The organism is Sphingomonas sp. HDW15A, from assembly GCF_011301715.1.
GTDB lineage: Bacteria > Pseudomonadota > Alphaproteobacteria > Sphingomonadales > Sphingomonadaceae > Sphingomicrobium.
Map to the genome: position 1 here is coordinate 151,125 of NZ_CP049870.1, position 26,247 is coordinate 177,371.

General features: G+C 64.0%; 28 protein-coding genes. 17 read left to right on the plus strand and 11 right to left on the minus strand.

Going from position 1 to position 26,247, the window contains the following annotated elements; translation table 11 throughout:
- Positions 1–196 precede the first annotated feature (196 nt).
- Positions 197–1,087: an alpha/beta hydrolase gene (locus G7076_RS00810; protein WP_166199587.1), complete on the plus strand. Its 891-nt coding sequence runs from the start codon at positions 197–199 to the stop codon at positions 1,085–1,087.
- Here G7076_RS00810 and ruvC read toward each other — a convergent pair.
- The 4 genes from ruvC to G7076_RS00830 form a co-directional block, all read right to left on the minus strand.
- The gene (ruvC, locus tag G7076_RS00815; protein WP_240913819.1) at positions 1,084–1,572 is read right to left on the minus strand and encodes a crossover junction endodeoxyribonuclease RuvC; all 489 of its coding nucleotides are present in this window, start codon (positions 1,570–1,572) and stop codon (positions 1,084–1,086) included. The genes G7076_RS00810 and ruvC overlap by 4 nt on opposite strands.
- Positions 1,569–1,922 (minus strand): DUF3147 family protein, encoded by a 354-nt coding sequence (locus tag G7076_RS00820; protein WP_166203221.1) that lies wholly within the window; start codon positions 1,920–1,922, stop codon positions 1,569–1,571. The genes ruvC and G7076_RS00820 overlap by 4 nt, the downstream gene beginning before the upstream one ends.
- Positions 1,922–2,665, minus strand: a complete 744-nt coding sequence (locus tag G7076_RS00825; RefSeq protein WP_166199589.1) for a YebC/PmpR family DNA-binding transcriptional regulator — start codon at positions 2,663–2,665, stop codon at positions 1,922–1,924. Before G7076_RS00825 ends, G7076_RS00820 begins: the two co-directional genes overlap by 1 nt.
- 65 nt (positions 2,666–2,730) lie before the next feature.
- The gene (locus G7076_RS00830; RefSeq protein WP_166203223.1) at positions 2,731–2,973 is read right to left on the minus strand and encodes a DUF2312 domain-containing protein; all 243 of its coding nucleotides are present in this window, start codon (positions 2,971–2,973) and stop codon (positions 2,731–2,733) included.
- 117 nt (positions 2,974–3,090) lie between these two features.
- Between G7076_RS00830 and pyk the strand changes: the two genes are divergently transcribed.
- Positions 3,091–4,536, plus strand: a complete 1,446-nt coding sequence (gene pyk, locus G7076_RS00835; protein WP_166203225.1) for a pyruvate kinase — start codon at positions 3,091–3,093, stop codon at positions 4,534–4,536.
- On the opposite strand, the gene G7076_RS00840 is transcribed toward pyk, so the two are convergent.
- The gene (locus G7076_RS00840) at positions 4,533–5,405 is read right to left on the minus strand and encodes an NAD(P)H-hydrate dehydratase (protein ID WP_206367547.1); all 873 of its coding nucleotides are present in this window, start codon (positions 5,403–5,405) and stop codon (positions 4,533–4,535) included. The genes pyk and G7076_RS00840 overlap by 4 nt on opposite strands.
- On the minus strand, positions 5,402–6,172 hold the full coding sequence (locus G7076_RS00845) for a histidine phosphatase family protein (protein WP_166199591.1): 771 nt from the start codon (positions 6,170–6,172) through the stop codon (positions 5,402–5,404). The genes G7076_RS00840 and G7076_RS00845 overlap by 4 nt, the downstream gene beginning before the upstream one ends.
- A gap of 92 nt (positions 6,173–6,264) precedes the next feature.
- Between G7076_RS00845 and G7076_RS00850 the strand changes: the two genes are divergently transcribed.
- Genes G7076_RS00850 through G7076_RS00885 form a run of 8 tightly spaced genes read left to right on the plus strand, consistent with a single transcriptional unit; the run spans position 6,265 to position 14,327 of the window.
- The gene (locus G7076_RS00850) at positions 6,265–7,797 is read left to right on the plus strand and encodes an acyl-CoA carboxylase subunit beta (RefSeq protein ID WP_166199593.1); all 1,533 of its coding nucleotides are present in this window, start codon (positions 6,265–6,267) and stop codon (positions 7,795–7,797) included.
- Between the two features lie 7 nt (positions 7,798–7,804).
- The gene (gene mce / locus G7076_RS00855; protein ID WP_166199595.1) at positions 7,805–8,224 is read left to right on the plus strand and encodes a methylmalonyl-CoA epimerase; all 420 of its coding nucleotides are present in this window, start codon (positions 7,805–7,807) and stop codon (positions 8,222–8,224) included.
- On the plus strand, positions 8,224–8,685 hold the full coding sequence (locus G7076_RS00860; protein ID WP_166199597.1) for an OsmC family protein: 462 nt from the start codon (positions 8,224–8,226) through the stop codon (positions 8,683–8,685). Before mce ends, G7076_RS00860 begins: the two co-directional genes overlap by 1 nt.
- The gene (locus G7076_RS00865; RefSeq protein WP_166199599.1) at positions 8,682–8,918 is read left to right on the plus strand and encodes a hypothetical protein; all 237 of its coding nucleotides are present in this window, start codon (positions 8,682–8,684) and stop codon (positions 8,916–8,918) included. The genes G7076_RS00860 and G7076_RS00865 overlap by 4 nt, the downstream gene beginning before the upstream one ends.
- Positions 8,919–8,954: 36 nt before the next feature.
- Positions 8,955–11,090, plus strand: a complete 2,136-nt coding sequence (scpA, locus tag G7076_RS00870) for a methylmalonyl-CoA mutase (protein ID WP_166199601.1) — start codon at positions 8,955–8,957, stop codon at positions 11,088–11,090.
- Positions 11,087–11,938: an alpha/beta hydrolase-fold protein gene (locus G7076_RS00875; RefSeq protein WP_240913820.1), complete on the plus strand. Its 852-nt coding sequence runs from the start codon at positions 11,087–11,089 to the stop codon at positions 11,936–11,938. The genes scpA and G7076_RS00875 overlap by 4 nt, the downstream gene beginning before the upstream one ends.
- A complete protein-coding gene (locus G7076_RS00880) occupies positions 11,920–13,944 on the plus strand; it encodes an acetyl/propionyl/methylcrotonyl-CoA carboxylase subunit alpha (protein WP_166199603.1) in 2,025 nt (674 codons plus the stop codon). Before G7076_RS00875 ends, G7076_RS00880 begins: the two co-directional genes overlap by 19 nt.
- Complete coding sequence (locus tag G7076_RS00885) at positions 13,941–14,327, plus strand: hypothetical protein (protein ID WP_166199605.1); 387 nt, start codon at positions 13,941–13,943, stop codon at positions 14,325–14,327. The genes G7076_RS00880 and G7076_RS00885 overlap by 4 nt, the downstream gene beginning before the upstream one ends.
- On the opposite strand, the gene G7076_RS00890 is transcribed toward G7076_RS00885, so the two are convergent.
- Genes G7076_RS00890 through G7076_RS00910 form a run of 5 tightly spaced genes read right to left on the minus strand, consistent with a single transcriptional unit; the run spans position 14,299 to position 18,967 of the window.
- Positions 14,299–15,870, minus strand: coding sequence for an AMP-binding protein (locus tag G7076_RS00890; protein ID WP_206367548.1), 1,572 nt, complete (start codon positions 15,868–15,870; stop codon positions 14,299–14,301). The genes G7076_RS00885 and G7076_RS00890 overlap by 29 nt on opposite strands.
- Positions 15,867–16,259: a RidA family protein gene (locus tag G7076_RS00895; protein ID WP_166199607.1), complete on the minus strand. Its 393-nt coding sequence runs from the start codon at positions 16,257–16,259 to the stop codon at positions 15,867–15,869. The genes G7076_RS00890 and G7076_RS00895 overlap by 4 nt, the downstream gene beginning before the upstream one ends.
- Positions 16,256–17,407, minus strand: a complete 1,152-nt coding sequence (locus G7076_RS00900) for an acyl-CoA dehydrogenase family protein (RefSeq protein WP_240913821.1) — start codon at positions 17,405–17,407, stop codon at positions 16,256–16,258. Before G7076_RS00900 ends, G7076_RS00895 begins: the two co-directional genes overlap by 4 nt.
- Positions 17,400–18,209 (minus strand): enoyl-CoA hydratase family protein, encoded by an 810-nt coding sequence (locus tag G7076_RS00905; RefSeq protein WP_166199611.1) that lies wholly within the window; start codon positions 18,207–18,209, stop codon positions 17,400–17,402. Before G7076_RS00905 ends, G7076_RS00900 begins: the two co-directional genes overlap by 8 nt.
- The gene (locus G7076_RS00910) at positions 18,206–18,967 is read right to left on the minus strand and encodes an SDR family oxidoreductase (protein WP_166199613.1); all 762 of its coding nucleotides are present in this window, start codon (positions 18,965–18,967) and stop codon (positions 18,206–18,208) included. The genes G7076_RS00905 and G7076_RS00910 overlap by 4 nt, the downstream gene beginning before the upstream one ends.
- A 65-nt stretch (positions 18,968–19,032) precedes the next feature.
- On the opposite strand from G7076_RS00910, the gene putP reads away from it, so the two are divergent.
- From putP to G7076_RS00940, 7 genes are read left to right on the plus strand one after another with little or no spacing between them, the layout of a single operon-like run.
- The gene (putP, locus tag G7076_RS00915) at positions 19,033–20,514 is read left to right on the plus strand and encodes a sodium/proline symporter PutP (RefSeq protein ID WP_166199615.1); all 1,482 of its coding nucleotides are present in this window, start codon (positions 19,033–19,035) and stop codon (positions 20,512–20,514) included.
- 6 nt (positions 20,515–20,520) lie between these two features.
- Positions 20,521–21,633 (plus strand): S-(hydroxymethyl)glutathione dehydrogenase/class III alcohol dehydrogenase, encoded by a 1,113-nt coding sequence (locus G7076_RS00920; RefSeq protein ID WP_166199617.1) that lies wholly within the window; start codon positions 20,521–20,523, stop codon positions 21,631–21,633.
- 12 nt (positions 21,634–21,645) lie between these two features.
- Entirely contained in the window at positions 21,646–22,017 is a 372-nt protein-coding gene (locus G7076_RS00925) for a VOC family protein (protein ID WP_166199619.1), read from the plus strand.
- A complete protein-coding gene (fghA, locus tag G7076_RS00930; protein WP_166199621.1) occupies positions 22,014–22,862 on the plus strand; it encodes an S-formylglutathione hydrolase in 849 nt (282 codons plus the stop codon). Before G7076_RS00925 ends, fghA begins: the two co-directional genes overlap by 4 nt.
- A 3-nt stretch (positions 22,863–22,865) precedes the next feature.
- Positions 22,866–24,617 (plus strand): alkaline phosphatase D family protein, encoded by a 1,752-nt coding sequence (locus G7076_RS00935; protein ID WP_206367549.1) that lies wholly within the window; start codon positions 22,866–22,868, stop codon positions 24,615–24,617.
- A complete protein-coding gene (locus tag G7076_RS12185) occupies positions 24,608–24,934 on the plus strand; it encodes a hypothetical protein (protein ID WP_206367550.1) in 327 nt (108 codons plus the stop codon). The genes G7076_RS00935 and G7076_RS12185 overlap by 10 nt, the downstream gene beginning before the upstream one ends.
- Before the next feature lie 24 nt (positions 24,935–24,958).
- The gene (locus G7076_RS00940; protein ID WP_166199623.1) at positions 24,959–26,218 is read left to right on the plus strand and encodes a DUF4010 domain-containing protein; all 1,260 of its coding nucleotides are present in this window, start codon (positions 24,959–24,961) and stop codon (positions 26,216–26,218) included.
- Positions 26,219–26,247 lie beyond the last annotated feature (29 nt).

The following is a 26,247-nucleotide window of genomic DNA, read 5'->3' on the forward strand; positions in this document are numbered from 1 at the left end:
AAGGCACCCCTGTCTTCTGCCGATTCCATGCGGCCGGCTTGCGCCCGCATGCTATGGCGAGGAGCCCGGATTCGTCCGTGAGTCGCTGCGCGAGCCTTCGGCTTGGGCAGCGCGTGACATGATGGGAAGGGGCCAAGAAAGGCCGGGCGGGTTAGTGGCGTTGCGTGCCTTGGGGGGGAACCCAGGGAGTATGCCAATGCCTATCATTACAACGCGCGACGGAACCGAGATTTTCTACAAGGACTGGGGCGACAAGGCGGCCCAGCCGATTATCTTCCATCATGGCTGGCCGCTCAGCGCCGACGACTGGGACAATCAGATGATGTTCTTCCTGAGCGAGGGCTTTCGGGTCATCGCCCACGACCGTCGTGGACATGGACGCTCGACTCAGACCGAGACCGGTAATGAAATGGATACCTATGCAGCCGATGTCGCGGAGCTTGCTGGGCAATTGCGCCTTCGCGATGCTATCCACATCGGCCATTCCACCGGTGGCGGAGAGGTGATTCATTATGTCGCGCGTGCCGAGGAGGGCCGAGTGGCCAAGGCTGTGATCATCGCTGCCATCCCGCCTGTCATGGTCAAAAAGGAGAGCAACCCCGGCGGCACCCCGATTGAAGTTTTCGACGGATATCGCGCAGCCCTGGCCGCTAATCGCGCTCAGCTCTATCGCGACATACCCGCCGGCCCGTTCTACGGTTTCAACCGGCCAGGCGCGCAGCCGAGCGAAGGTGTCGTCGATAATTGGTACCGACAAGGGATGATGGGCGGGATCAAGGCGCAATACGACTGCATCAAGGCTTTTTCTGAAACCGATTTCACGGACGACCTGAAAGCCATCGACCTGCCGGTGCTGGTGCTGCATGGCGACGACGACCAGATCGTGCCTTACGAAGACTCGGCGCCGTTATCGGCCAAGCTGCTGAAGAACGGGACGCTCAAGACCTACGCGGGCTTTCCACACGGAATGTGCACCACGCATCCGGCTGTCGTGAACGCGGACATCTTGGCCTTCATCCGCGGCGAGGAGGCTGCCGAACCGCCGGTGACGGTGGAAATCGTCGAGCCGACGGTACCAGCAGGCTAGAGGCCGCGCCGCGCGCTCGCGATGTGATGGGCGTGGGTGATGGCGACGGCAAGCGCATCCGCCGCGTCTGGTCCGGCAATGGCAGCCCCGGGAAGGAGCCGCTGGACCATGGCGTGGACCTGCGCCTTGTCGGCGTTGCCGACACCGACCACCGCCTTTTTGACGAAGCGCGCGGCATATTCAGCGACGTCGATGCCGGAACGGGCCGCGATCATCAGGGTCACGCCGCGCGCTTGGCCCAGCTTCAAGGTCGATTGCGGGTTCTTGTTGACGAACACTTCCTCCACCGCTGCGGATTCAGGCGAGCGGTCGGCCAGCAGCGCCTCGAGCTGGCTCGCGAGGTGCGCCAGACGCCTCGGAAGCGGTTCGGTCGAAACCGTCTTCAACTGCCCGTTGGCGACATGGCTAAGGCGGTTCCCTTCTGCCCGGATCAGGCCCCAGCCCGTCGTGCCCAGCCCCGGATCGAGGCCGAGAATCAGCGTCACAGGCGGATTCCGACTTTGGGCGCCAGAGCGATCATTCCAACATAGAGGACGATTGTCAGCAGGCAGCCTAGCAGCAGCGCGAGATGAAAGTTCATCCCGCCGCGAAGAAGCGCTGGGATGACCAGGAACATCGGAAGCGAAGGGAGCACAAACCAGAAGGTCGCGCTCGCATGATCGGCCATGTTCATTGCGTCGGGCTTGTCATGCCACAGCCACAGCATCCCGAGCACCGAGACCAGCGGGAGCGAGGCGATCAGGCCGCCGAATCCGGGATAGCGCCGAGCAATTTCCGACACCGCCGCAACGATGATCCCGCTGACCAGCGCCTTGACCGCCAGCCAGCCCCACATCACGCCAGCTTCTCCAACTCGGCGTCCGAAATCTCGTAATTCCCCCACACGGTCTGGACGTCGTCGTCTTCCTCCAGCGTGTCGATCAGCTTCATCAGTGTCGCGACGTCGTCGCCGGCGACATTGACCGGGGTTTGCGGCTTCCAGGCGAGCTTGACCGCTTCCGCCTCGCCGAGCGCACTTTCGAGGCCCTTGGCGACCTCGTGGAGCGAATCGATCGAGGTCCAGATCTCATGGCCCTCCTCATCGCTTTCGACGTCGTCGGCGCCCGCTTCGATCGCAGCTTCCAGCACCTTGTCGGCGTCGCCGGCAGCCGCGCCGTATTCGATCAGGCCCATGCGTTCGAAACCGTGAGAAACGGAGCCGGAGGCACCGAGGTTGCCGCCGTTCTTGGAGAAGGCGGTGCGGACATTGGTCGCCGTGCGGTTCCGGTTGTCGCTCAATGCCTCCACGATCAGGCTGACGCCTCCTGGACCGAAGCCTTCGTAGCGGATTTCCTCGTAATTCTCGGTGTCGCCTGCAGACGCCTTATCGATCGCCCGCTGGATATTGTCCTTGGGCATCGACTGCGCCTTGGCGGCAAGGACGGCGGCGCGGAGCCGCGGGTTCATGTCCGGATCCGGCATGCCCATCTTCGCGGCGACGGTGATTTCGCGCGACAGCTTGGAGAACATCGCCGAGCGCTTCTTATCCTGCGCACCCTTGCGGTGCATGATGTTCTTGAATTTGCTGTGACCGGCCATCTTAACCCCAAAAAGTGGTACTCTTCGGGGACCCCATAAAAGAGTCCCGAAGTCTTCCGAAGCCCTTAGCCCAGGCCAAGCGCGGCGCGATAGGTCTCGAGCAGCGCGTCCTGTTCCTGCCGCGTATGCGATTCCATTTTCCTGAGACGAACGATCATCCGCATGATCTTCGAATCGTAGCCGTTGGCCTTGGCCTCCGCGTAGACGTCGCGAATGTCGTCGGCGATGCCCTTCTTCTCTTCCTCAAGCCGTTCGATCCGCTCGATGAATAGCCGCAACTGATCCGCTGCGACGGTGCCTTCCGCCATATAATCTACTCCGATTCCGATTGTTCGGAGGGGCATTAGGCGAGGCCGCCGATTGCCTCAAGCCGGTTGAACGCACTGCCCAAGCCTTTATGGGGTTGGCCCGTGACACCGACCGCAATGACCCCGCGCGCCCGCAAGGTGCGAATCCTCGCAACGCTTGGCCCGGCCAGCAGCAGCCCGGAAATGATCCGCAAGCTCTATGAGGCCGGGGCCGATGCCTTCCGGCTCAATATGAGTCATGGCGACCAGCAGGGGAAAATCGCGCTTATTGAGGCCATCCGCGCGCTCGAGCAGGAATATCACCGCCCGACCACGATTCTCGTCGATCTCCAGGGTCCGAAGCTTCGCGTGGGCGACTTCGCCGGCGGCGAAGCTTTCCTTGACGAAGGGCAGGAGTTCGTTCTCGACCGCGACTCCGCGGCGGGCGATCGGACCCGGGTCGAGCTTCCGCATCCCGAATTGTTCGAGGCCATCGACGTCGGCGACCAGCTGCTGATCAACGACGGCAAGATCCGCCTCCGCGTCGAAGAGGTCGCGGCAGACCGGATTGAGACGCGGGTCGAGGTCGGCGGCCGGATCTCGAACAGCAAGGGCGTCAACGTCCCCGACGTGGTCGTGCCGATCCCGGCGATGACCGACAAGGACCGCAGCGACCTCGATTTCGCGCTGAGCCAGGGCGTCGACTGGATCGCGCTGAGCTTCGTCCAGCGCCCGGAGGATGTCGCGGAGGCCAAGGCGCTGATCGGCAATCGCGCCGGCCTGCTCGCCAAGATCGAGAAGCCGGCCGCGATCGAGCGGCTGGATGCCATCCTCAAGATTGCCGACGCGGTGATGGTCGCCCGCGGCGACTTGGGCGTCGAGCTTCCGCCTGAGGGCGTGCCGCCCGCCCAGAACCGGATCGTCGCCGAGGCCCGCCGGCTTGGCAAACCCGTGGTCGTCGCCACCCAGATGCTGGAATCGATGATCACTTCGCCAAGCCCCACCCGCGCCGAGGTAAGCGACGTCGCGACCGCAATTTACGAAGGCGCGGACGCGGTAATGTTGTCGGCGGAGAGTGCGGCGGGCGATTATCCGATCGAGGCGGTAGCGATGATGGACCGCATCGGCCGCAGCGTCGAAGCCGACCCGGTCTATTCGGCGCGGGTGCATTTCACCGAGACGCCGGCCGAGCCGACCACCGCCGACGCGCTCAGCGAAAGCGCGGCGCAAATCGTCGAAATCATCGGTGCGAAGGCGATGGCCTGCTACACCTCGAGCGGATCGACGGCGCGGCGTATCGCGCGCGAACGCCCGCCGGTGCCGATCATGGTCATGACCGCCAGCCTTGAGGTCGCGCGACGGCAGGGTCTGCTATGGGGCGTTCACGCGGTTCACACCCGCGACGTAAGCAATTTCGAGGAAATGGTCGGGAAGGCCAAACGCATGGCGCTCCGCCATCGGATTGCAGGCGCCGGGGAGCGCATGGTGGTGATGGCCGGCGTGCCCTTCGGGCAGTCGGGAAGCACCAACGTGATCCATGTGGTCAAGCTGGAAGGCGACGAATTGCAGCAGCGCGTCGGCTAGGCTCCGTCGAGCAGCGCCGGCACTTCGCCGGGGATTTCGCGCGCAAGGAAACCTGCCGCACCGACCTTTTCTGACAGCCTCGCGCCGGCTTCGCCGTGAAGCCACACCGCCCATAGCAAGGCGATGACCGGGTCGGCGCCGCGCGCCAGTAGGCCGCCGACGATGCCGGCGAGCGTGTCGCCGCTTCCCGAAACGCCGAGGCCTGGACAGCCGCCGCGGTAGAGCCAGGCCCGCCCGTCCGGCGCGACGACGTGACTCTGTACGCCCTTCACGAGCACTGCCGCGCCGTAGCGCGACGCACAGGCTCGGCCGCAGCCCAGCGGATCATGTTCGACCTCCGCAGAATCGCACCCAAGCAAGCTCGCCATCTCGCCGGAATGGGGCAGGAGGACCGGCGGGATGCGCGCCTCGCGCGCTTCGTCGTCGCTGGGTGGGAGTGCGTGAAGAAGCGCCGCATCGAGCGCGAGTGGCTTCCCCAGCGCTACCAGTTCGCTCGCCAATTTCTCGGTGGCAGAATTGCCGGTCATTCCCGGACCGGCGACAACGGCGTCAACGCAACCTGCCCGGTCGATCATCGCCTTGACCGCGCGGCGCGCGAAGCCACCGTCGCTTGCATTTGCGAAGCCGACCACCATCGCTTCTGGCATGGCGATTCCGAGCGACACGGCGATATCGTCCGGAGCCGCGATCTGCAGCTTCCCGGCGCCGACCCTCATCGCGCCATAAGCGGCGAGCAAGGCCGCGCCAGGCACATCACGCGACCCGGCGATAATCAGGATTTTGCCGTGGCTATCCTTGTCGCCGCCTTCCCGCTGCGGGAGCGGATTGCGTTTCAGCTCAGCGGCATCGAGCCCACGAACCTTGTTCATCGCGATCCGGTCATCGCGTCGGGCTCGGCGGTTTGTGGCGTGCCTTCCGCCTCCATCGGCGCGCCATGGTTCCACAGCACCAGTGTCGGCGCGCACAGCGCGGCCTCGTCCGGCTCGAAATCATAGGCGCAAATGCCGCAATTGAGGATTTCGGCCTGACGATCGATCGCCAGGATCTCGGCCTCGGAAAGTTCCTCCAGGATGTAGCGCATGCATAGTACCACCACCTGGTGGGCGACGACGACGACGCGCTTGTCCGAATAATGAAGGTTGATGGTGTTGAGCGCCGAGCGCAGGCGCAGGATGACATCGGCCCAACTCTCGCCGCCGGGCGGGCGATGGTAGAATTTGCCCATCTTCGTGCGATGCGCGGCTTCTTCCGGATATTTCTCGCGGATGCCCTTGGTGGTCAGCCCGTCGAACACGCCAAACTCCCGCTCGCGAAGGCGCTCGTCGATGATCGTCGGCTTCGATCCACCGGCCAGCCCGCCGGCCTTGCAGATCGCTTCCGCAGTTTGCTTGGCGCGGATGTAGGGACTGGCGAGGATCACTTCCGGCCGCTCATGCTCCGGTAGCGATGCGAACCACCGACCGGCGGCCTCGGCCTGGCGGTGACCAAGCTCGCTTAGCGGCACGTCGACATCACGGAGGTCGAGATCGATGACGCTTAGCCCCGCCTCGTGCGCGGCGTCGCGTGCGACATTGCCCTGGCTCTGACCGTGACGAACCAACCATAGACGTTCCGGCCAATGCTGGCGCTGCGGCATTCCATCCTCCCTGCGTCCGCCAATGAAAGCACAAAGACGGCGAAGGTTCACGCGTGTTGACGCTCCGCCGCGCAAGTGGCAGCGCAAATGCCATGGCAACGACGATCGAAGAGCTGGAAGCGCGGCGCGAAGCCGCGAAGATGGGTGGCGGGCAAAAGCGCATCGACGCGCAGCACGCCAAGGGACGGCTGACCGCCCGGGAGCGCCTTTCCGTGCTGCTCGACCCCGGCTCGTTCGAGGAAGTCGACATGTACGTCGAGCATAATTGCGTCGACTTCGGGATGGAGGCTCAGAAAATCCCGGGCGACGGCGTCGTCACCGGGTCGGGCACGATCAACGGACGGCTTGTCTATGTCTTCGCTCAGGACTTTACGGTGTTCGGCGGCTCGCTGTCGGAACGGCACGCGCAGAAGATCTGCAAAATCATGGACGCGGCGATGAAGGTCGGTGCGCCGGTCATCGGCCTGAATGACTCGGGCGGCGCGCGAATCCAGGAGGGCGTGGCCAGCCTGGGCGGCTATGCCGAAGTCTTCCAGCGCAATGTTCTGGCGTCGGGTGTCATTCCGCAAATCAGCCTGATCATGGGGCCTTGCGCGGGCGGCGCGGTATATTCGCCGGCGATGACCGACTTCATCTTCATGGTGAAGGATAGCTCCTACATGTTCGTCACCGGCCCGGACGTGGTGAAGACCGTGACCAACGAGGTCGTCACCCAGGACGAGCTTGGCGGGGCGGTAACCCACACGACCAAATCCGGCGTTGCCGACGTGGCGTTCGAGAACGACATCGACGCGCTGCTGGCGGCGCGCGACTTCTTCGACTTCCTGCCCCTGTCGAACCGCCACGACCTGCCCGAGCGGCCGACCGACGACCCGTGGGACCGGATCGAGGAAAGCCTCGACAGCCTGATCCCGCCGAGTGCCAACCAGCCCTATGACATGCACGAACTTATCCGGAAGGTCGCCGACGAGGGCGACTTCTTCGAGGTGCAACCCAACCACGCCGGCAACATCATTACCGGCTTCGCGCGGATCGAGGGGCGGACGGTCGGAATGGTCGCCAACCAGCCTCTAGTCTTGGCCGGAGTCCTAGACATCAATTCCTCCAAAAAGGCCGCGCGCTTCGTGCGCTTCTGCGACGCGTTCAACATCCCGATCGTCACCTTCGTCGACGTGCCCGGATTCCTTCCCGGAACGGCGCAGGAGCACAATGGCATCATCAAGCATGGCGCGAAGCTGCTTTTCGCTTATGCCGAGGCGACGGTGCCGAAAATCACGGTGATTACGCGCAAAGCCTATGGCGGCGCCTACGATGTCATGGCGTCGAAGCATCTGCGCGGCGACCTCAACTATGCCTGGCCGACCGCGGAGATCGCGGTGATGGGCGCCAAGGGCGCGGTCGAGATCATCTTCCGCAGCGAAAAGGACGATCCCGACAAGATCGCGGAGCGGACGCGCGAATATGAAGAGCGCTTCGCCAACCCGTTCGTTGCGGCGAGCAAGGGTTTCATCGACGAGGTGATCTACCCGCACTCGACGCGGCGGCGCGTGGCGCTCGGCCTACGGAAGCTGCGTGACAAGAACCTCGAGAACCCGTGGAAGAAACACGACAACATTCCGCTGTGAGGACGGCATGAAACTTGGAAGATTGAACCATGTCGGCGTGGCGACGCCGTCGATCGAGCAATCGGTCGCGATTTACCGCGAACGGATGGGTGCGGAGGTGGTCCGCCAGCCATTCGACCTTCCGGCGCAGGGCGTCCGAGTCTGCTTCATCGATACGCCCAATTCGCAAATCGAGCTGATCGAGCCGCTCGGTGGGGACTCGCCGATCGTCAAATTCCTTGAGCGCAATCCCGAAGGCGGGCAGCATCATCTCTGCTTCGAAGTTCCGGACATCGACGAAGCGCGGGCCTTCTATGACATGAAGGGGGTCCGCATCCTAGGGCCGACGCGGATCGGCGCGCACGGTACGCCGATCTTCTTCCTCCACCCCAAGGACATGGGCGGGGTTCTGACGGAAATCATGGAATCACCAAGGCAGGCGCACTGATGGGTAGCCACAACGCCACGATCCGCTGGTCGAACGACAATGCGGAGGAGTTCACCAAGGGCCGCTACAGTCGGGCGCACGACTGGGCGTTCGATGGCGGCGCTGTCGTTCGCGGATCGTCGAGCCCGAGCGTCGTTCGCGAGCCATATTCGGACGCTTCAGCCGTCGATCCGGAAGAGGCGCTGGTCGCCTCCGTCTCCAGTTGTCACATGCTGTGGTTCCTCGATCTCGCGCGCCATGCTGGCCATGCCGTCGAGAGCTACGAAGACGAGGCCGACGGCACACTGGAGAAATGCGATGACGGCAAGGTGCGGATCACGCGCATCACGCTGCGCCCGAGGATCGCGTTTGCGGGCGGTGGGCCGGACGCGACGGCTCTGGATGCGCTTCACCATGAAGCGCACGAACGTTGCTTCATCGCCAACTCGATTCTTTCCGAGGTTGTCGTCGAACCGCGATGAGCGGAGAGGATATCTTTGTCGGGATCGTAGCGTTGCTCGGCGCGCTTGCGCTGGCCTGGCGCCTCTTCGGCGCGCTCCGCACCGGCGAGGTCGCGCTCTATCGCAACCGCATCTCCCGAAACGAAGCGGGCCCTGCGAAATTCAACGCGCTCATCGGGCTGAATGCACTCGCGCTCGTCGCATTGCTCGCAATCGCCGCCGACCTGCTTCTGGGCCTTGGCCTCAGAGGCTGATTGGCATTGCCGCGGCCCGGCGCTAGGGCGGAGCCGATGACGAAAAAGCCGACCCGTGAAGAGTGGAAAGACCTTGCCGACAAGGAGTCGAAGGGCCGCACGTTCGAGCGCGAAACGCCCGAGGGAATCCACCTGAAGAACGTCTATGGGCCCGAGGACGTCGCGGGGATCGACAGCGGCTGGCCGGGCCTGCCGCCCTACACACGCGGACCCTATGCGACGATGTACGCGGGGCGGCCGTGGACCATCCGCCAGTATGCCGGCTTCTCGACCGCGGAGGAGTCGAATGCCTTCTACCGCCGCAACCTCGCGGCAGGGCAGAAGGGGCTGAGCGTCGCCTTCGATCTTGCGACCCACCGCGGCTACGACAGCGACCATCCGCGCGTCGCCGGCGATGTCGGCAAGGCGGGCGTGGCGATCGACAGCGTCGAAGACATGAAGCTGCTGTTCGACGGAATCCCGCTCGGTAAGATGTCGGTCAGCATGACGATGAACGGCGCGGTGCTTCCCGTGATGGCGTTCTACATCGTCGCAGGTGAGGAACAGGGCGTGGACCGCGCCGCGCTTTCCGGCACGATCCAGAACGACATTCTGAAAGAGTTCGCGGTCCGCAACACCTACATCTACCCGCCCGAACCCTCGATGCGGATCGTCAGCGATATCATCGCGTATACCTCTGCCGAGATGCCGAAGTTCAACAGCATCTCCATCTCCGGCTATCACATGCACGAGGCCGGAGCGACGGCGGTTCAGGAACTGGCGTACACGCTGGCCGATGGCATGGCCTATGTCCGCGCTGCGAATGATGCGGGCCTCGACATCGACAAGTTCGCGCCGCGGCTATCGTTCTTCTTCGGTATCGGCATGAACCTGTTCATGGAGGTCGCCAAGCTGCGCGCCGCGCGGACCTTGTGGGCGCGGATCATGACCAATCTCGGCGCGCAGTCGGAAAAGTCGAAGCTGCTTCGCACGCACTGCCAAACCAGTGGCGTGTCGCTGACGGAACAAGACCCGTATAACAACATCGTCCGAACGACGATCGAGGCGCTCGCCGCGGTGCTTGGCGGAACGCAGTCGCTGCACACCAATTCGTTCGATGAAGCCATCGCGCTGCCGACCGATTTCTCGGCGCGGATCGCGCGCAACACGCAGCTAATCCTGGCTGAGGAGACCGGTGTGACAGCGGTCGCCGACCCGCTCGGCGGAAGCTGGTATGTCGAGGCGCTGACGCGTGCATTGGAAGACAAGGCGTGGGCGCTGATCGAGGAAGTCGAACAGCACGGCGGGATGACCAAGGCGGTCGCCGAAGGCCTCCCCAAGCAGCGTATTGAGGAAGCGGCGGCGGAGCGTGCAGCCAAGGTCGATACAGGCGAGACGGTGATCGTCGGCGTCAACAGATATCGCCTAGCGGAAGAAGCGCATCTCGACATTCTCGAGGTGGACAATGCCAAGGTTCGCTCCGGCCAGATCGCGCGTCTTGAGAAGATGCGTGCATCACGCGACGACGCGGCCGTTGTCGCGGCGCTGGACGCGCTTGAAACGGGCGCGAAAGGCAATGCCAATTTGCTTGCGCTGGCGGTGGAGGCCGCGCGGGCGCGGGCTTCGCTTGGCGAGATATCCGATGCGCTGGAGCGGGCGTTCGGCCGCTATCATACCCAGCCGCATCCGGTGAGCGGCATCTACGGCAAGCGCGACGACCAGCGCTGGAAGGAAGCGGTCGCCGGAACGCAATCCGTTGCCGACCGGCTGGGCCGCAAGCCCCGCATTCTCGTCGCCAAAATGGGCCAGGACGGGCACGATCGCGGGGCGAACCTCGTCTCTAGCGCGTTCGGCGATCTGGGCTTCGAGGTTATCGCCGGGCCGCTCTTCCAAACCCCTCGCGAAAGTGCGGAGATGGCGGTGGAGCATGACGTCGATGTGGTCGGCGCATCATCGCTCGCAGCGGGCCACAAGACCCTGATCCCCGAGCTGATCGCGGCGCTCAAGGAAGGGGGCCGACCGGATATCAAGGTTGTCGCCGGCGGGGTCATCCCGCCGCAAGATTACGCTTTGCTTCGCGAGGCGGGCGTGCAGGCGATCTTCGGTCCGGGCACCAACCTCGCCGACGCCGCTGATGAAGTGCTGCGCCTGCTCGGTCACAACAAGCCGCCGGTCGATGAGGCGGCGGAGTGAGGCTCGCCGCGCTGCTCGCATCGGCATTATTCGCTTTTGGACCGGTTCAAGCTGCCGAGCCGACACCAATCCGGATCGGAATGAGCCACACGATTGAGTCGTCCGTGCTTCATGAGAGGCGCACGGTGACGGTCGTCCTTCCGCCGAGCTACGCGAAGCAGCCGGAACGGAAGTATCCGATGTTATTTGTCATCGACGGCGGGGTGGAGCAGGACCTGCTACACGTCGCCGGCGTCGCCCAACTTGGCGCGATGTGGGGCCGCAGTGGCGATGCGATCGTCGTCGGAATCGAGACGAAGGATCGCCGTCGTGAGCTGGTTGGGCCGACCGCCGACCCGGAACTCCTGAAAAAATACCCGACCGCTGGGCAATCGGCCGCGTTCCGGCGCTTTCTCGCTACGGAAGTTCGCCCAGTGATTGAGCGGACATACCGCGCGAATGGCAAGGCCGTGGTCATTGGAGAGTCGCTGGCCGGCTTGTTCATTGTTGAGACCTATATGGACCAGCCCGAACTTTTCGATGGTTATGCGGCGATCGATCCCAGCCTGTGGTGGGACAAGGAAGCGCTTTCCCGTAGGGGTTCGGCGGCAATCGGCAGGAAGCAGGCCGACAAACGTTTGTACCTGGCGATGGCCAAAGAGCAATCGGAAGAGCCCGCCGCAATGCGACGCTTGGCCGACAAAGCCGCCGCGACCGGCGCGCACTTCTGCCTTGCCGAGCGGCCTGACTTGACGCACGCCACCATCTACCAGCAGCTTTCGCCGCAAGCCTTGCAGTTCTTGCTTCCTCCGGCTGAGCCGCCCGCCCCAGAATTCGGTTTCGAGGTAAAATGTTCTCCAAAATCCTGATCGCCAATCGCGGAGAAATCGCCTGCCGGGTCATCAAGACGGCGCGGCGAATGGGCATCAAGACGGTCGCGGTCTATTCCGACGCCGACGCCCGCGCGCCGTTCGTGAAGATGGCGGACGAAAGCGTCCGGCTCGGCCCGCCGCCGGCCAGCGAGAGCTATCTTAAGGCCGAGCTGATCATCGACGCGTGCAAGGCGACCGGCGCGGAGGCGGTTCACCCGGGCTACGGCTTCCTTTCAGAGCGTACGAGCTTCGCCGAAGCGCTGGCCAGGCACGGCATCGCCTTCATCGGTCCGCCGGTGAACGCCATCGCCGCGATGGGCGACAAGATCGAATCCAAAAAGCTGGCGAAGGAAGCGGGAGTCAACGTCGTCCCCGGCTTCGTCGGCGAGATCGCGGACACCGAGCACGCCGTGAAGATCGCCGGGGAAATCGGCTATCCCGTCATGATGAAGGCGTCGGCCGGTGGCGGCGGCAAGGGCATGCGCCTCGCCTTCTCCGAAAAGGACGTCCGCGAAGGCTTCGAAGCGACCAAGCGCGAAGGGCTCGCCAGCTTCGGCGACGATCGCGTGTTCATCGAGGACCCGCGCCACATCGAAATCCAGATCCTCGGCGACCAGCACGGCAACATCCTCTATTTGAACGAGCGCGAATGCTCGATCCAGCGGCGTCACCAGAAGGTGGTCGAAGAAGCGCCGTCGCCGTTCGTCACGCCGCGAATGCGGAAAGCGATGGGCGAGCAGTGCGTCGCGCTGGCGAAGGCGGTCGGCTATTACAGCGCGGGCACCGTTGAGCTGATCGTCTCGGGCAAGGACCCGACGGGCAAGAGCTTTTACTTCCTCGAAATGAATACCCGCCTCCAGGTCGAGCATCCGGTGACCGAGGCGATTACCGGCATCGACCTCGTCGAACAAATGATCCGCGTCGCCGCCGGCGAAAAGCTGCCGTTTACGCAGGCCGACATCGGCATTGACGGCTGGGCGATCGAGAACCGGGTCTATGCCGAAGACCCGTATCGCGGTTTCCTTCCGTCGACTGGGCGGCTGATCCGCTACCAGCCGCCGGTCCCGGGCTGGGGGGATGATGGCGCCGCCAACGGTCGTCGCGGCCTCGACGGCGTGCGCGTCGACGACGGCGTCTATGAAGGCGGCGAAGTCTCGATGTTTTACGATCCAATGATCGCCAAGCTGATCACCTGGGCTCCGACGCGCGATGAAGCGGCCGACAAGCAGATCGCGGCGCTCGACGCCTTCCAGCTCGACGGGCTGGGCGACAATGTCGACTTCCTGAGCGCGATTATGCAGCATCCGCGTTTTCGTTCGGGCGAGTTGACCACCGGCTTCATCGCCGAGGAATATCCCGAAGGCTTCACCGGCGCTCCGGCGGACGAGGAATTGCTCGCCGATCTGGCCGCGCTCTCCGCGATTGCCGAGCTGACGGTCGATACCCGCGCGGCATTGATCGACGGACAATTGGGCGAACCGCAGTTCCCGGACGCGACCCAGATCGTGCGGATCGGGAAGCGCGAGTTCGAAGTCACCGTGACCCCGTACGACGGCGGCAATCTCGTTTCGGTCGATGACGGCGAGGAAATTGACGTCATCGGCGACTGGGCGCCTGGCGAGCCGCTGATGGTTGCCGACATGGATGGCCGCCGCCGTGTGGTGCAGATTGGGCGCAAGGGCCGTGACTGGACGCTTACGACGCGCGGCGCCCGGCACCACGTCGCGGTGATGGCGCCTCACATCGCCGCCCTCTCGAGGCACATGATCGAGAAGGTGCCGCCGGACATGTCGCGATTCCTGCTGGCGCCGATGCCCGGGCTGCTGACGCGGCTGGAGGTGAAGGCCGGCGACCATGTCGAACCGGGCCAGCCGGTCGCGGTGGTCGAGGCGATGAAAATGGAGAACATCCTCCGCGCCGAGAAGGCGTCGACCGTCAAGGCGACTCCGGTCGCGGCAGGAGAAAGCCTCGCCGTCGACCAGGTCATCGTCGAATTCGAGTGACGGCGCTCAACGTTCAGCGCGCGATTGCCGCGGTGTTCGTGGTGCTTGGCGGCTGGGCGCTTATGATGCCTCAGCAGGTTATCGACCTGACTATCCGTCCCGGCATCGCGCAAGGCAGCCGCCTTGAGACATTGGCGGTTGCCTGCTTCGGCGCACAGGCGCTGATCTCCGGCCTGTTCACAGCGACCGCGCGGTTCACGCGGACCACGTTTCTCGCCTACGGGATCGCGCTGGTCCCCTTCTTCGCATTCAATTACTGGTTCTACTTCGTGGACCCGGTCTTCACGACGGTTGGCCTGCTAGACCTGGTTGGTAATGCGATCATGCTGGCACTTTGTGCATGGGGCTGGAAACTCAGCGGGCCCGCAGTTCCACCCGCCTGAGCTTGCCGGTTGCCGTCTTTGGTAGCGCGTCCACAAACTCCACCTCGCGCGGGTATTTGTACGGCGCGATGCGATCCTTGACGAAGGCCTTGAGGCCGTCCGCAAGCTCGTCGCTGGCTTCCGCAAACCCGGCGAGCACGACGAACGCCTTTACCTTCTGTCCGCGTTCCGGGCAGGTTACGCCGATTACCGCGCATTCCGCGACCGCGGGATGCGCGAGAAGCGCATTCTCCACCTCGGGGGCGCCGATGTTGTAACCCGAGCTGACAATCATGTCGTCGCTCCGCGCCACGTACCAGAAATAGCCGTCGGCATCTTTCCGATAGGTGTCGCCTGTGACGTTCCAGCCGGCGGCGACGTAGTTCGCCTGCCGCTCATCGGCGAGATAGCGGCAGCCGGTCGGCCCCTTGATCGCCAGCCGCCCTTCGCCTTCCTTCATCGGCTTGCCGTCTTCGTCGAGAACCGCCGCCTCGTAGCCGGGCACGGCGCGACCGGTTGATCCCGGGCGGATCTCGTCGCCGCTTTCCGCCACGAACACGTGCATCATCTCTGTGGAGCCGATGCCGTCGACGATGCTGATACCGGTTCGCTCCTTCCACGCCTCCCACACCGCTTTTGGCAAATGCTCCCCGGCGCTGAGACAGGACTTGAGTGAGCGCAGAGCATTGTCGAGCGACGGTGCGGTAAGCATCGCCTTGTAGGCGGTCGGCGCGGTAGCAAGGTGAGTGACCCCGAACCGCGACACCGCCTCGAGCAATTCCGGCGGAGTCGCCTTCTCGACCGTGGCGGCTGACGCTCCAAAGCGTAGCGGGAACAGCAATGTCGCACCGAGACCAAAGGTGAAGGCGATCGGCGCGCTGGTCAGTGCGACGTCGCCCGGCTTCATCGGGAAGTGCGTCTTGGCGAAGGTATCGCAGGGAGCGAGCACGTCCCGGTGGAAATGGACGCAGCCCTTGGGAATGCCGGTGGTGCCGCTGGTGAAGGCGATCAGCGCCGGATCGTCCTGCGCGGTCTCGACAGCTGGCAGAGGCTCCAACCCTCGGCAGCGTTCTTCAAGCGCGCCCTGCCCGTAGTCGCCGTCATATTTGACGATGTACTTCAGGTAACGCGTCTGCTCAGCGGCGTCGCGCAGGTCGCCGATGAACCGGCTGTCGCACAAGGCATGGCTGACCTCCGCCTTGTCGATGACCGTCGCTAGCTCGCCGGGGCGGAGCAGCGGCATGGTGGTCACGGCCACCCCGCCCGCTTTCAGTATGCCCAGCCAGCAGGCGAACATGGTGTAGCCGTTGGGGCCGCGAAGGAGCACGCGGTTGCCGGGCTGGAGGCCTTCCTCCTCGACCAGCAGGCGGGCAATGCGGCCGGAAAAACTGTCGAGGTCGGCGTAGGTCCAGCGGCCGTGTTCGTTGATGATGGCTAGGTCGCCGGGCGCTCCACCCTTCAACAGCTCTGCGGCAGCGTTAAGCCGCTCCGGGTAATCGAGTAGCAGGAATTCGGGTTGCTGGTCCGGCGGCGGAAGCCGGTCGCGAACGAAGCTGTCGATCACTCTGGCACCACCGCCGTCGCCTCGATCTCGATCTTGGCGGCATGCTCGACGAGTCGTTTGACCTCGACCAGCGCCATCGCCGGATAGTGATCGCCCATGATCGACTTCCAGATGGGCGCGAGTTCGTCGCGACTGGTCAAATATTCCTGGATCGCGGTGACGTAGATGGTCAGGCGAACGATATGTTCCGGCCCGGCACCGCCCTCGTTCAAGATGGCGAGGACGTTTTTCAGCGCTTGGGCGAACTGGTGGTCGAGGCGGTGTGACACGAGGATCTCGCTCTCGTTCCAGCCGATGACGCCAGCCGTAAAGATCATTCGTCCGGTAGCGGAAATGCCGTTGGAATAACCTTTGGGCCGCGGCCAGCCGGCCGGTTGCAGGATGTTCATTGGCTGGTCTCCTTCGTCGCCCTCTTCAATAGGCTTCGGGCGATGATCTGACGCTGCACTTCACTTGCGCCTTCGTAGATTCGAAGGCTGCGGATTTCGCGGTAAAGCTCCTCCACCTTTGCGCCGACGGTGACCCCGAGCCCGCCATGCATCTGCACCGCCATGTCGATCACTTTCTGCGCTGCTTCCGTTGCGTGGAGCTTCGCCATTGCGGCGGCGCGGCGGTCGTCGCCAATACCTTTGTCCTGCTGCCAGGCGGCTCGGGCTATGAGCAATGCCGACGCATCGATCATCGTCGCCATTTCACCGAGCCGCTCTTGCGTGACCGCATTGTCGGCGAGCGTTCCGGCGCCGAGCTTGCGCGAAGAAGCAAATGGGATCGCTTCGTCGAGCGCGCGCCGGGCAAAGCCGAGTGCAGCGGCGCCGACAGTGACCCGGAACAGGTTCAACGTCTGCATCGCGACCTTGAACCCATCGCTTTCCACGCCGAGCATTTGGCCGTGGGTATTTTCGAACTTGAGCCGTGCAAGTGGGTGCGGCGCGATCACGTCGATGCGCTCCGCCACGGACAAGCCCGGGTCGTCACCGCGCACGATGAAAGCGCTTATGCCCTTGGCGCCTTCCTCGGGCGATCCGGTGCGGGCGAAGACAGTCAAGACGTCGGCGATCGTCCCGTTTGAGATGTAGCTCTTCTCGCCGCTCAGCCGCCATTCGCCGTCGACCCGGCTGGCGCGCATGGCAATGTTGGCGGCGTCGGAGCCGGTTTCGGGCTCGGTCAGTGCGTAAGCGGCGATTACCGTTCCGTCGGTGACCTTGGGAAGCCATTCGGCTTTCTGCGTGTGGCTTCCGAACAGGCTGATTGCGCCGGACCCGAGGCCCTGCATTGCGAAGGCGAAGTCCGCGAGGCCACTGTGATAGGCGAGCGCCGCGCGCGCGATAGCGAGACTGCGAACGTCCGGCGCACTGCCTCCATCGGCGACGCACAGTTTTAACAGCCCGGCATTGGCGAGCGATCCGACCAGCGAGCGGCATTCGCCATCGACATTGTCGTAGTGGTGGCTGGGGTTGGCGGTGCACCATTGACCCAAGCGGGCAGCCAGTTCGCAATGGCGATCCTCAAAGAAAGGCCACCGCAACCAGTCAGTCACCCTGGAACTCCGGCTTCCTTTTGTTCGCGAAGGCCTCATAGGCTCGGGTGAAATCCCTGGTGGCCATGCATTCCGCCTGCGCTTCGGCCTCCATGTCAATCGCCGTTTCGATGCTGACGTTCCATTCTGCATCGAGCTGGCGCTTGGTCATGTAATGGGCCTGCACCGGGCCGCCGGCGAGCGTTCGAGCCAGGGCCTGTGCTTCGGCGTTCACATCGTCGACCAGCTGGCTGAAGAAGCCCCAGGCGAGGCCTTCTTCCGCCGTCATCGCGCGGCCAGTGAACAAGAGCTCCGCGGCGCGACCATGGCCGATGATCCGCGGCAAAACGGCGCAGGCGCCCATATCCGCACCCGAAAGCCCGACGCGCGTGAACAGGAATGCGGTCTTGGCGTCGCGGCTCGCCAATCGAAGGTCGCTAGCCATGGCGATGATCGCACCTGCGCCAGCGCAAACACCCTCGACCGCAGCGACGATCGGCTGGGGGCAGGCCCGCATCGCCTTTACCAGGTCGCCGGTCATAGTTGTGAACTCACGAAGCCCCTGCGCATCCATCTTTGTCAGCGGGCCGATGATCTCGTGGACGTCGCCGCCGGAGCAGAAATTGCCGCCGGCTCCTCCGATGACCACAACCCGCACCTCCGGTGTCGTCTCGAGCGCGCGAAACACGTCTCGAAGCTCGGCATAGGATTCGAACGTCAGCGGGTTCTTCTTCTCCGGCCGGTCGAGCGTGATCGTCGCTACGCCCTTGTCGAAGGCCCAACGAAAGTGTGTGGGATCGAGGATTTCTGGGTCGAGGCTCAAGCCGTGGTCCCACCGTCAATGGTCAGGCAGGCGCCGGTGATCGACCGGCTCGATGGATGAAGGAGGTGCAGGATCGAAGCGGCGACTTCGTCCGCCGTGACCAGCCGGTTGTTCGCGTTCATTGCCGCGAGCGCGGCGCGCGCTTCCTCTTCGCTTCTGCCGGTCGTTCGCGAGATGCGCTCAGCGCTATCGTCGACCATCGGCGTGTCGACGAACGCCGGACAGATGGCGTTCACGGTGAGCCCAGTCTTGGCATATTCCAGCGCCAAGCTCTTGGTCAGCCCGACCGCACCATGCTTCGAGGCGACATAAGGCGCGGCGTAAGCGGCGCCGCGCAACCCGGCTACCGATGCGACGATGACCAGCCTTTTGTCCTCCCCCTGGATGAGGTCAGGCAGAGTCAGCTGCGCACCGTCGAACAAGGCGGTGAGGTTGGTGGCGATGATCCGGTCCCACGCCTCCCGTCTGGTCTTCAGGAATGGTGCGCTATCGCCGATTCCGGCGTTGAGGATGACGTAATCGAACGGACCGTTGGCGTCGCGGGCAGCGGCGAACGTGGCTTCCATCGCCTCACGATCGGTCATGTCGGCTGGGAAGACCGAGCTGCCGGTTTCGGATGCGATTGCCTCCAGGGGCTCCCGGCGGCGGCCGACGAGCGACACTTTCGCGCTTTCGGCGGAGAGCATTCGCGCGGTCGCTGCGCCGATCCCGGTCCCACCGCCGGTGATGAGTGCGTGCTTGCCTTTGGCCCAGCCCATGAGCGACGCTTAGCACCCCGGCTACCGCTTGCAAGGCGGCGCACTGCCTCATAGCGTCCGCGACCATGGAAACAGGGACCCTGATCGCGCTGGCGATCTATTTCGTCGCCATGCTCGGCATCGGCTTTTACGCGTGGCGCAAATCGACCCAGGACGTCGACGGCTATCTGCTCGGCGGGCGCGACCTCGGGCCCGCGGTCACGGCACTCAGCGCCGGCGCATCGGACATGTCGGGCTGGCTGATGCTCGGGCTTCCCGGTGCCATCTTCCTCTCCGGCCTCGGCCAGGCATGGATCGGCATCGGCCTCATTATCGGCGCCTATCTCAACTACCGGCTCGTCGCTCCGCGACTTCGAACCTACACCGAACTCGCCAATGACGCGATCACCGTCCCCGACTATTTCGAGGAGCGTTTTCGGGACAAAAGCCACGCTCTCCGGCTGGTCTCCGCCCTGGTCATCATCGTGTTTTTCGCGCTCTATACGTCGGCAGGGATGGTCGCCGGCGGCAAGTTCGCGGTCTCGGCGCTGGGCATGGATTACCTGACCGGGATCCTGCTCATGGGCGGAATCGTCGTCGTCTACACGGTGATGGGCGGCTTCCTGGCCGTTAGCCTCACAGACTTCGTGCAAGGCTGCATCATGTTTCTCGCCCTCGTGCTGGTGCCGCTGGTCGCCTGGATCGAGCTTGGCGACGGCCTGGCCCCCGCCCTCGCCGCCGCCGAAGCGTCGCGTGGCTTGTCGTTGACCCAATTTATTGGCGGAGACGTGACTTTATTGGCGATCGTCAGCGCTGCCGCATGGGGCCTGGGTTATTTTGGCCAGCCGCACATCATCGTCCGATTCATGGCGATCAGGAACGTCAGGGACATGCCGACCGCCCGGCGGATCAACATCGGTTGGATGTCGATCAGCCTGCTCGGCGCGGTCCTCACCGGGCTTATCGGCGCGGCGTGGTTCGCGGCGCGCGGCGGCGCTCCGGCGGACGAGGAGACGGTGTTCCTACTGCTCTCCAAGATCCTGTTCCACCCGTTCATTGCCGGCTTCGTGCTGGCGGCAGTGCTGGCCGCGATCATGTCCACCATCTCAAGCCAGCTGCTGGTTACCTCGTCGAGCCTGACAGAGGATATCTACCGCACCTTCCTCAACCGCGAGGCGGGGGAGAAGCAGCTGGTCACCATCGGCCGGGTCATGGTCGTTCTGGTCTCGATCGTCGCCGGTGTCCTCGCGCTCGACCCGGAAAGCACGGTGCTCGGTATCGTCGGCAATGCCTGGGCCGGCTTCGGCGCGGCGTTCGGCCCGGCCATTCTCTTCTCGCTGCGCTGGAAGCGCACGACCAGGCAGGGCGTGCTTGCCGGAATGATCGTCGGCGCTTTGGTCGTGGTTGCCTGGATCCTGCTCGGCTGGTCGGCAACGCTTTACGAGATCGTGCCCGGATTCATCGCCTCGAGCCTTGCCATCTGGCTGGTTAGCACTGCGACGCCCGCGCCTACAGCAGAAATCCAATCACAATTCGATGAGGCGGCAGTCGCCGCCAAGGGAGCCTGAAGTACAATGAAAACCCGCGCCGCCGTCGCCTTCGAAGCTAAACAGCCGCTTGAAATCGTCGAGGTCGACCTCGAAGGGCCGAAAGCCGGTGAAGTGCTGGTTGAAATCATGGCGACCGGTATCTGCCATACCGACGCCTACACGCTAGACGGCTTCGATAGCGAGGGTATCTTCCCTTCCATCCTCGGACACGAGGGCGCCGGCATCGTCCGGGAAGTCGGTCCCGGGGTCACCAGCGTGAAGGCGGGCGACCACGTCATTCCCCTCTACACGCCCGAATGCCGCCAGTGTAAGTCGTGCCTCAGCGGCAAGACAAACCTTTGTACGGCGATCCGCGCGACGCAGGGCAAGGGGCTGATGCCCGACGGCACCAGCCGCTTCTCGTATAAGGGCGAGACCATCTTCCACTACATGGGATGCTCGACCTTTTCGAACTTCACGGTGCTTCCGGAAATCGCCGTTGCGAAGATCCGCGAGGATGCCCCCTTCAAGACCAGCTGCTACATCGGTTGCGGGGTCACCACCGGGGTCGGCGCCGTGGTCAAGACCGCCGAGGTGGAGCCGGGCGCGAACGTCGTCGTATTTGGCCTCGGTGGGATCGGCCTTAACGTCATCCAGGGCGCGAAGCTGGTCGGCGCGGACAAGATCGTCGGCGTCGATATCAACCCGGACCGCGAGGAGTGGGGCCGAAAGTTCGGGATGACCCACTTCCTCAACAGTCGGGGCATGAGCCGCGAGGATATTGTCGCAAAGATCGTCGAAATGACCGATGGCGGCGCCGATTACACATTCGATGCAACCGGCAACACCGAAGTCATGCGTACCGCGCTCGAGGCCTGCCACCGCGGCTGGGGCACCTCGATCATCATCGGCGTCGCGGAAGCCGGCAAGGAAATCGCCACGCGGCCGTTCCAGCTCGTCACTGGCCGCAACTGGCGCGGCACGGCGTTCGGTGGCGCCAAGGGCCGCACCGACGTGCCGAAGATCGTCGACTGGTACATGGATGGCAAGATCGCCATCGACCCGATGATCACGCACGTCCTGGCGCTCGACGAGATCAACAAGGGCTTTGACCTGATGCACGCGGGGGAAAGCATCCGCAGCGTTGTCGTATACTAAAGGGGAAAAGGGATGTTCAGCCATGTGATGGTCGGGTCGAACGACCTCAGCCGCGCGAAAACCTTTTACGATGCTCTGTTCGACAAGGAGGGCAGAGCCGACGAGAAGGGCCGCTTGAGCTACGGGCGCAGGGGCGCGGTGTTCATGGTCACCAACCCGATCGATGGCCGTCCCGCAGTGCCGGCTAACGGCGGGACGATCGGTTTCGCCTTCGACAGCCCGGAGGAGGTCGATGCCTGGCACAAGCGCGGAATAGCGGCCGGCGGAACGGCGGTCGAGGACCCGCCCGGCTATCGTCAGAATGCGTTCGGCAAATTGTATCTCGCTTACTTGCGCGATCCGGACGGAAACAAGCTGTGCGGTCTTTACCGGCCGGAACAATGACTATCGAGACGGTCAGCGAAAACCGCAGCCATGGCGGGGTCCAGGGGGTCTATCGCCACGCTTCCACCACAACCAATACCGACATGGTATTCTCGGCTTTCGTGCCCGATCATGAGCCCGGCTCGATGTTGCCGGTCCTCTGGTATCTCTCGGGCCTGACCTGCACCCACGCAAACGTCACAGAGAAGGGCGAATATCGCGCGGCCTGCGCGAAAGCCGGGATCATCTTCATCGCGCCGGATACGTCGCCCCGCGGCGACGAGGTGCCGGACGATCCCGAAAAGCTCTATGATTTCGGTCAGGGCGCGGGTTTCTACGTCGATGCGACCGAGGCGCCGTGGGACCGGCATTTCCAGATGTGGACCTATGTCGCAGAAGAGCTTCCGTCGCTGATTGCCGCGCACTTCCCGGCGGATAGGGCGCGGCAGGGGATCACCGGCCATTCGATGGGCGGGCACGGCGCGCTGACGCTGGCGCTCGGTCATCCAGGGCGATTCCGATCGGTCAGTGCCTTCTCGCCGATCGTCGCCCCGAGCCAGGTGCCATGGGGCCGCAAGGCGCTTGGCCATTATCTCGGTGAGGACCGGCAGAAATGGACCCGTCACGATGCTTGCGCCACCATTGCCGCGGGCGCGCGAGTCGACGAAATCTTAGTGGATATCGGCGAGGCCGACCCGTTCATCGAAAAGGAATTGCGGCCCGAACTGCTGGAGCAAAGCTGCGAGGCGGCCGGCATTCCGCTGACGCTTCGGCGCCATCCGGGATACGACCACAGCTATTATTTCATCTCGACGTTCATGGCCGATCACGTCGCCTGGCACGCCGAGAGGCTGAAAAAGGGGTAGGAAATGGCACTCAGCCGCCGCGATTTCATGCAACTTGCGGCGGCCATGGGGGCCTCCCTCGCCTGGACCGGTACCGCGCGGGCTTCGAGGGTCAAATGGACCGAGCGCCGCGATCTTTTCCCGGAAGGCGTTGCGTCGGGCGATCCCGATCCGAACAGCATTATCCTGTGGACCCGAAGGCCGTTCGAAAGCGGCCGTCAATTGCTAACCGTCGAAGTTGCCGAGGACGTGGGTTTCCGCCGCGTCGTCGCGCAGGCGCCCGCACCGGTCTCCGCCGCATCCGATTGGACGACGCGCGTGCTGGTCGGCGGATTGAAGCCCGCGCGCACCTATTGGTACCGCTTCACGGACTCGACGGGGAACGGCAGCCGGGTCGGCCGGACAATCACCGCGCCTGCGGCGAACGACCCGCGTGCCGTCAATTTCGCGTTCGTCAGCTGCCAGGACATCAACGAGGGCAAACTCAACGGCTATCGCCGAATGATCTTCGAGGACGAGCGCAAGCCGGCTGCCGAGCAACTCGGCTTCGTCCTTCACCTCGGCGATTTCATCTACGAGGTCGTCCAATATCCGGACGAGGTGAAGACACGCTACGGCCGGGCGATCTACGAGGTCGCGCGGCTCCCGGCCGAGCCCGACTCATTCAAGGTTGGCAACTTTCACATGCCCCTGACCGTCGAGGGCTACCGGGCCATCTACAAGGGCTATCTGCACGACCCTGACCTTCAGGACGCGCGCGCGCGCTGGCCGTTCGTGTGCATCTGGGACAATCACGAATTCTCGTGGGTGGGCCGGCAGAGCATGGTCCAGGCCGGTGGTCAGCCGCCGCGGCCGGGGCAGACCGTCAAGGTCGCCGCCAACCAGGCCTGGTTCGAATATATTCCGGCGCGGGTGAAGTCTCCGAGCGGGACCTTGGCCGAGTTCGGCCCGCCGGTGGTTAAAGATGTCGAGATCAAGAAATGGGACAAGAATGGTCTTGGGCTGGAACCGAACAATCTGACCGCGATACGCAGCCTGATCGCCTATCGCGCCCTGCGCTACGGCCGGCACCTCGACCTCATCATCACCGACCAATATAGCTTCAAGGGCGCCGACCCGTCAGATCATGAGGATATCGGCAAGATTTACGATCCAGCGTGGGCCGGCGCCTTTCCCGAACCGGTGATGATTGCGCTTGATGCAGGCCGCACTGCCAATGGCGGGAATCCGCCGGCGACATTGAGCTTCCGCGATGCCACGATTCCCAATCCGAGCAAGGATTCGGAGCCGCGCACGATCCTCGGGGTCGAGCAAAAAGCTTGGTTCAAGGACCAGCTAAAGCGTTCCACCGCGACCTGGAAAATCTGGGCCAATTCCCTCGGCGCGCTCGATATCCGAATCGATCCCGAACATATTCCGGCCAGCATGGTCGCGAAATCATGGCCGGCGAACACGTTCGGCATCTTGCGAACCGACGAATGGGGCGCCGCTTATCAGGAGCGCGGGGAAATCTACGACCTCGTTCGCGACGCGAAAATTACCGGCTTCGCCATCGTGTCGGGTGACCGGCACAGCTTCTGGGCGGGCTATGCCGCGGCCAAGTTGCCCCCAAACGAGTATGAGCCTGTCGGCCTCAGCTTCGTCGGCGGATCGCTGGTCAGTCCGGGGCGATGGAAGGTTTTGAGAACGGCTTCAAGAAAGACCGCACCATGCGCCCGCTCTACGTCGCTGATCGGCCGGGGGGCGGTTACGCGTGGACCTATAACTTGCTTCTGAAGCATGGCGTCCGGTCCGCGCTCGAATATGCGAAGTCATTCGACATCGATCGCGCCAAGGCGCTCCGGAATCCTGAGCTGGCGCCACACCTCGAATTCGTGGATGCTGGCGGGCATGGATATGCCACCGTACGGCTCAGCAGCGACGAGATGCGGACGGAATTCGTTTGCATCCCGCGGCCGATCGCGCGCAGCACGCAGCCCGATGGCGGCCCGCTTCGCTATCGCGTCGTGCACACGGCGAAGCTGTGGGCGCCGGGCGAGCGCCCGAAGCTTGAGCAACAAGTCGTTGAGGGCGACCCCGGCCTTGCCATTTGACCTGGCTTGCGCGGAACTTGCGGCTTGATTTCAGAGCTTGACCCTTGGGCGCGAGAAGCACTTGGCGTCGGCGCAGGCCTGATGATCGGCGGACTCGTCGGGCTGGAACGGGGCTTCAAGCTTCGCGACCAGCAGGCCGGGAAGCGAGTCGCCGGCGTCCGGACTTTCACACTGATGGGGCTCGGGTCGGGCATTGCCGGGATGCTGTATGCGCGCCAGCCACTGGTCGCCGTGGCGATGATCATCGGGATGCTTGGCTATCTCGCGCTCGCCTACGCGCCGCGGCTGAGAGAGAAGGGCGATGCCACCAGTCCCATCGCGGCAGTCGCAACAATCGCCGCGGCGTTTCTTGCGGGAACCGGCGGGATCGGCCTCGGGTTGGCATCGGCGGCGGTGATCGTTCTTGTCCTGGCGATGCGCGAGGACCTTCACAGCTTCGTCGATCGGCTCGATGAAAAGGACATCAAGGCGCTCGCCCGTTACGCGGTCATCGCGCTCGCCGTCTTGCCGTTCCTTCCCGACGAGCAGATGGGACCCTACGATGCCTGGAACCCCGCGACCTTGTGGTGGGTGGTCATCCTGGTCACTGGCTTTTCCTTTGCGGGCTATGTCGCCAACCGCATTTTCGGCGCCGGACGCGGCACCATCGCCACCGCGCTGATCGGCGGCGCCTACAGTTCGACCGCAGTCACGCAATCGCTGTCTCAGCAACTGGGCTCGGACAAGGCTGGTGGAGCCGAGGCTGCCGGAATCGCCCTTGCCAGCGCTGTCATGTACCTTCGCGTCATCGTCTTGGTCGCGATCCTCGCCAACCGCCTGCTCATCGACTTCGTCATACTTATTGCCCCGGCGCTGGCCGTCGCGTGGACCGCCGGCTACATCCTTTATCGGCGGTCGGAAAAAGCCGAAGGCCCGGCGCCGCCGGGCAATCCGATCGCGCTCCTCCCTGCATTCGGCTTCGTTGTGTTCATCGCCATCGCCGCCGTCGTCGCGCGATGGGCCCAAGGGCAGTTTGGCCAGGAAGGCATCGCGGTCCTGCTATTCCTGATGGGTTCGATGGACGTTGATGCCTCCATCGTTACTGCCGGCGGCCTGTCCCCGGAAGCGATCGCGGCCCCGCTTGCGGCCATCGCCATCGGCGGAACGATTATCGCCAATATGGCCGTCAAGATCGGCGTCACACTGGCTTACGCGCGTGGGAAGGGCTGGTCCGCTGCGATCGCGTTGTTCGCGAGCACGTCGGTTCTCGCCGTCACACTCGCCATTGCCTGGTTCCGGCTCTAGCTGGCGGTGCCTGCACGCCTTGAAGGGAC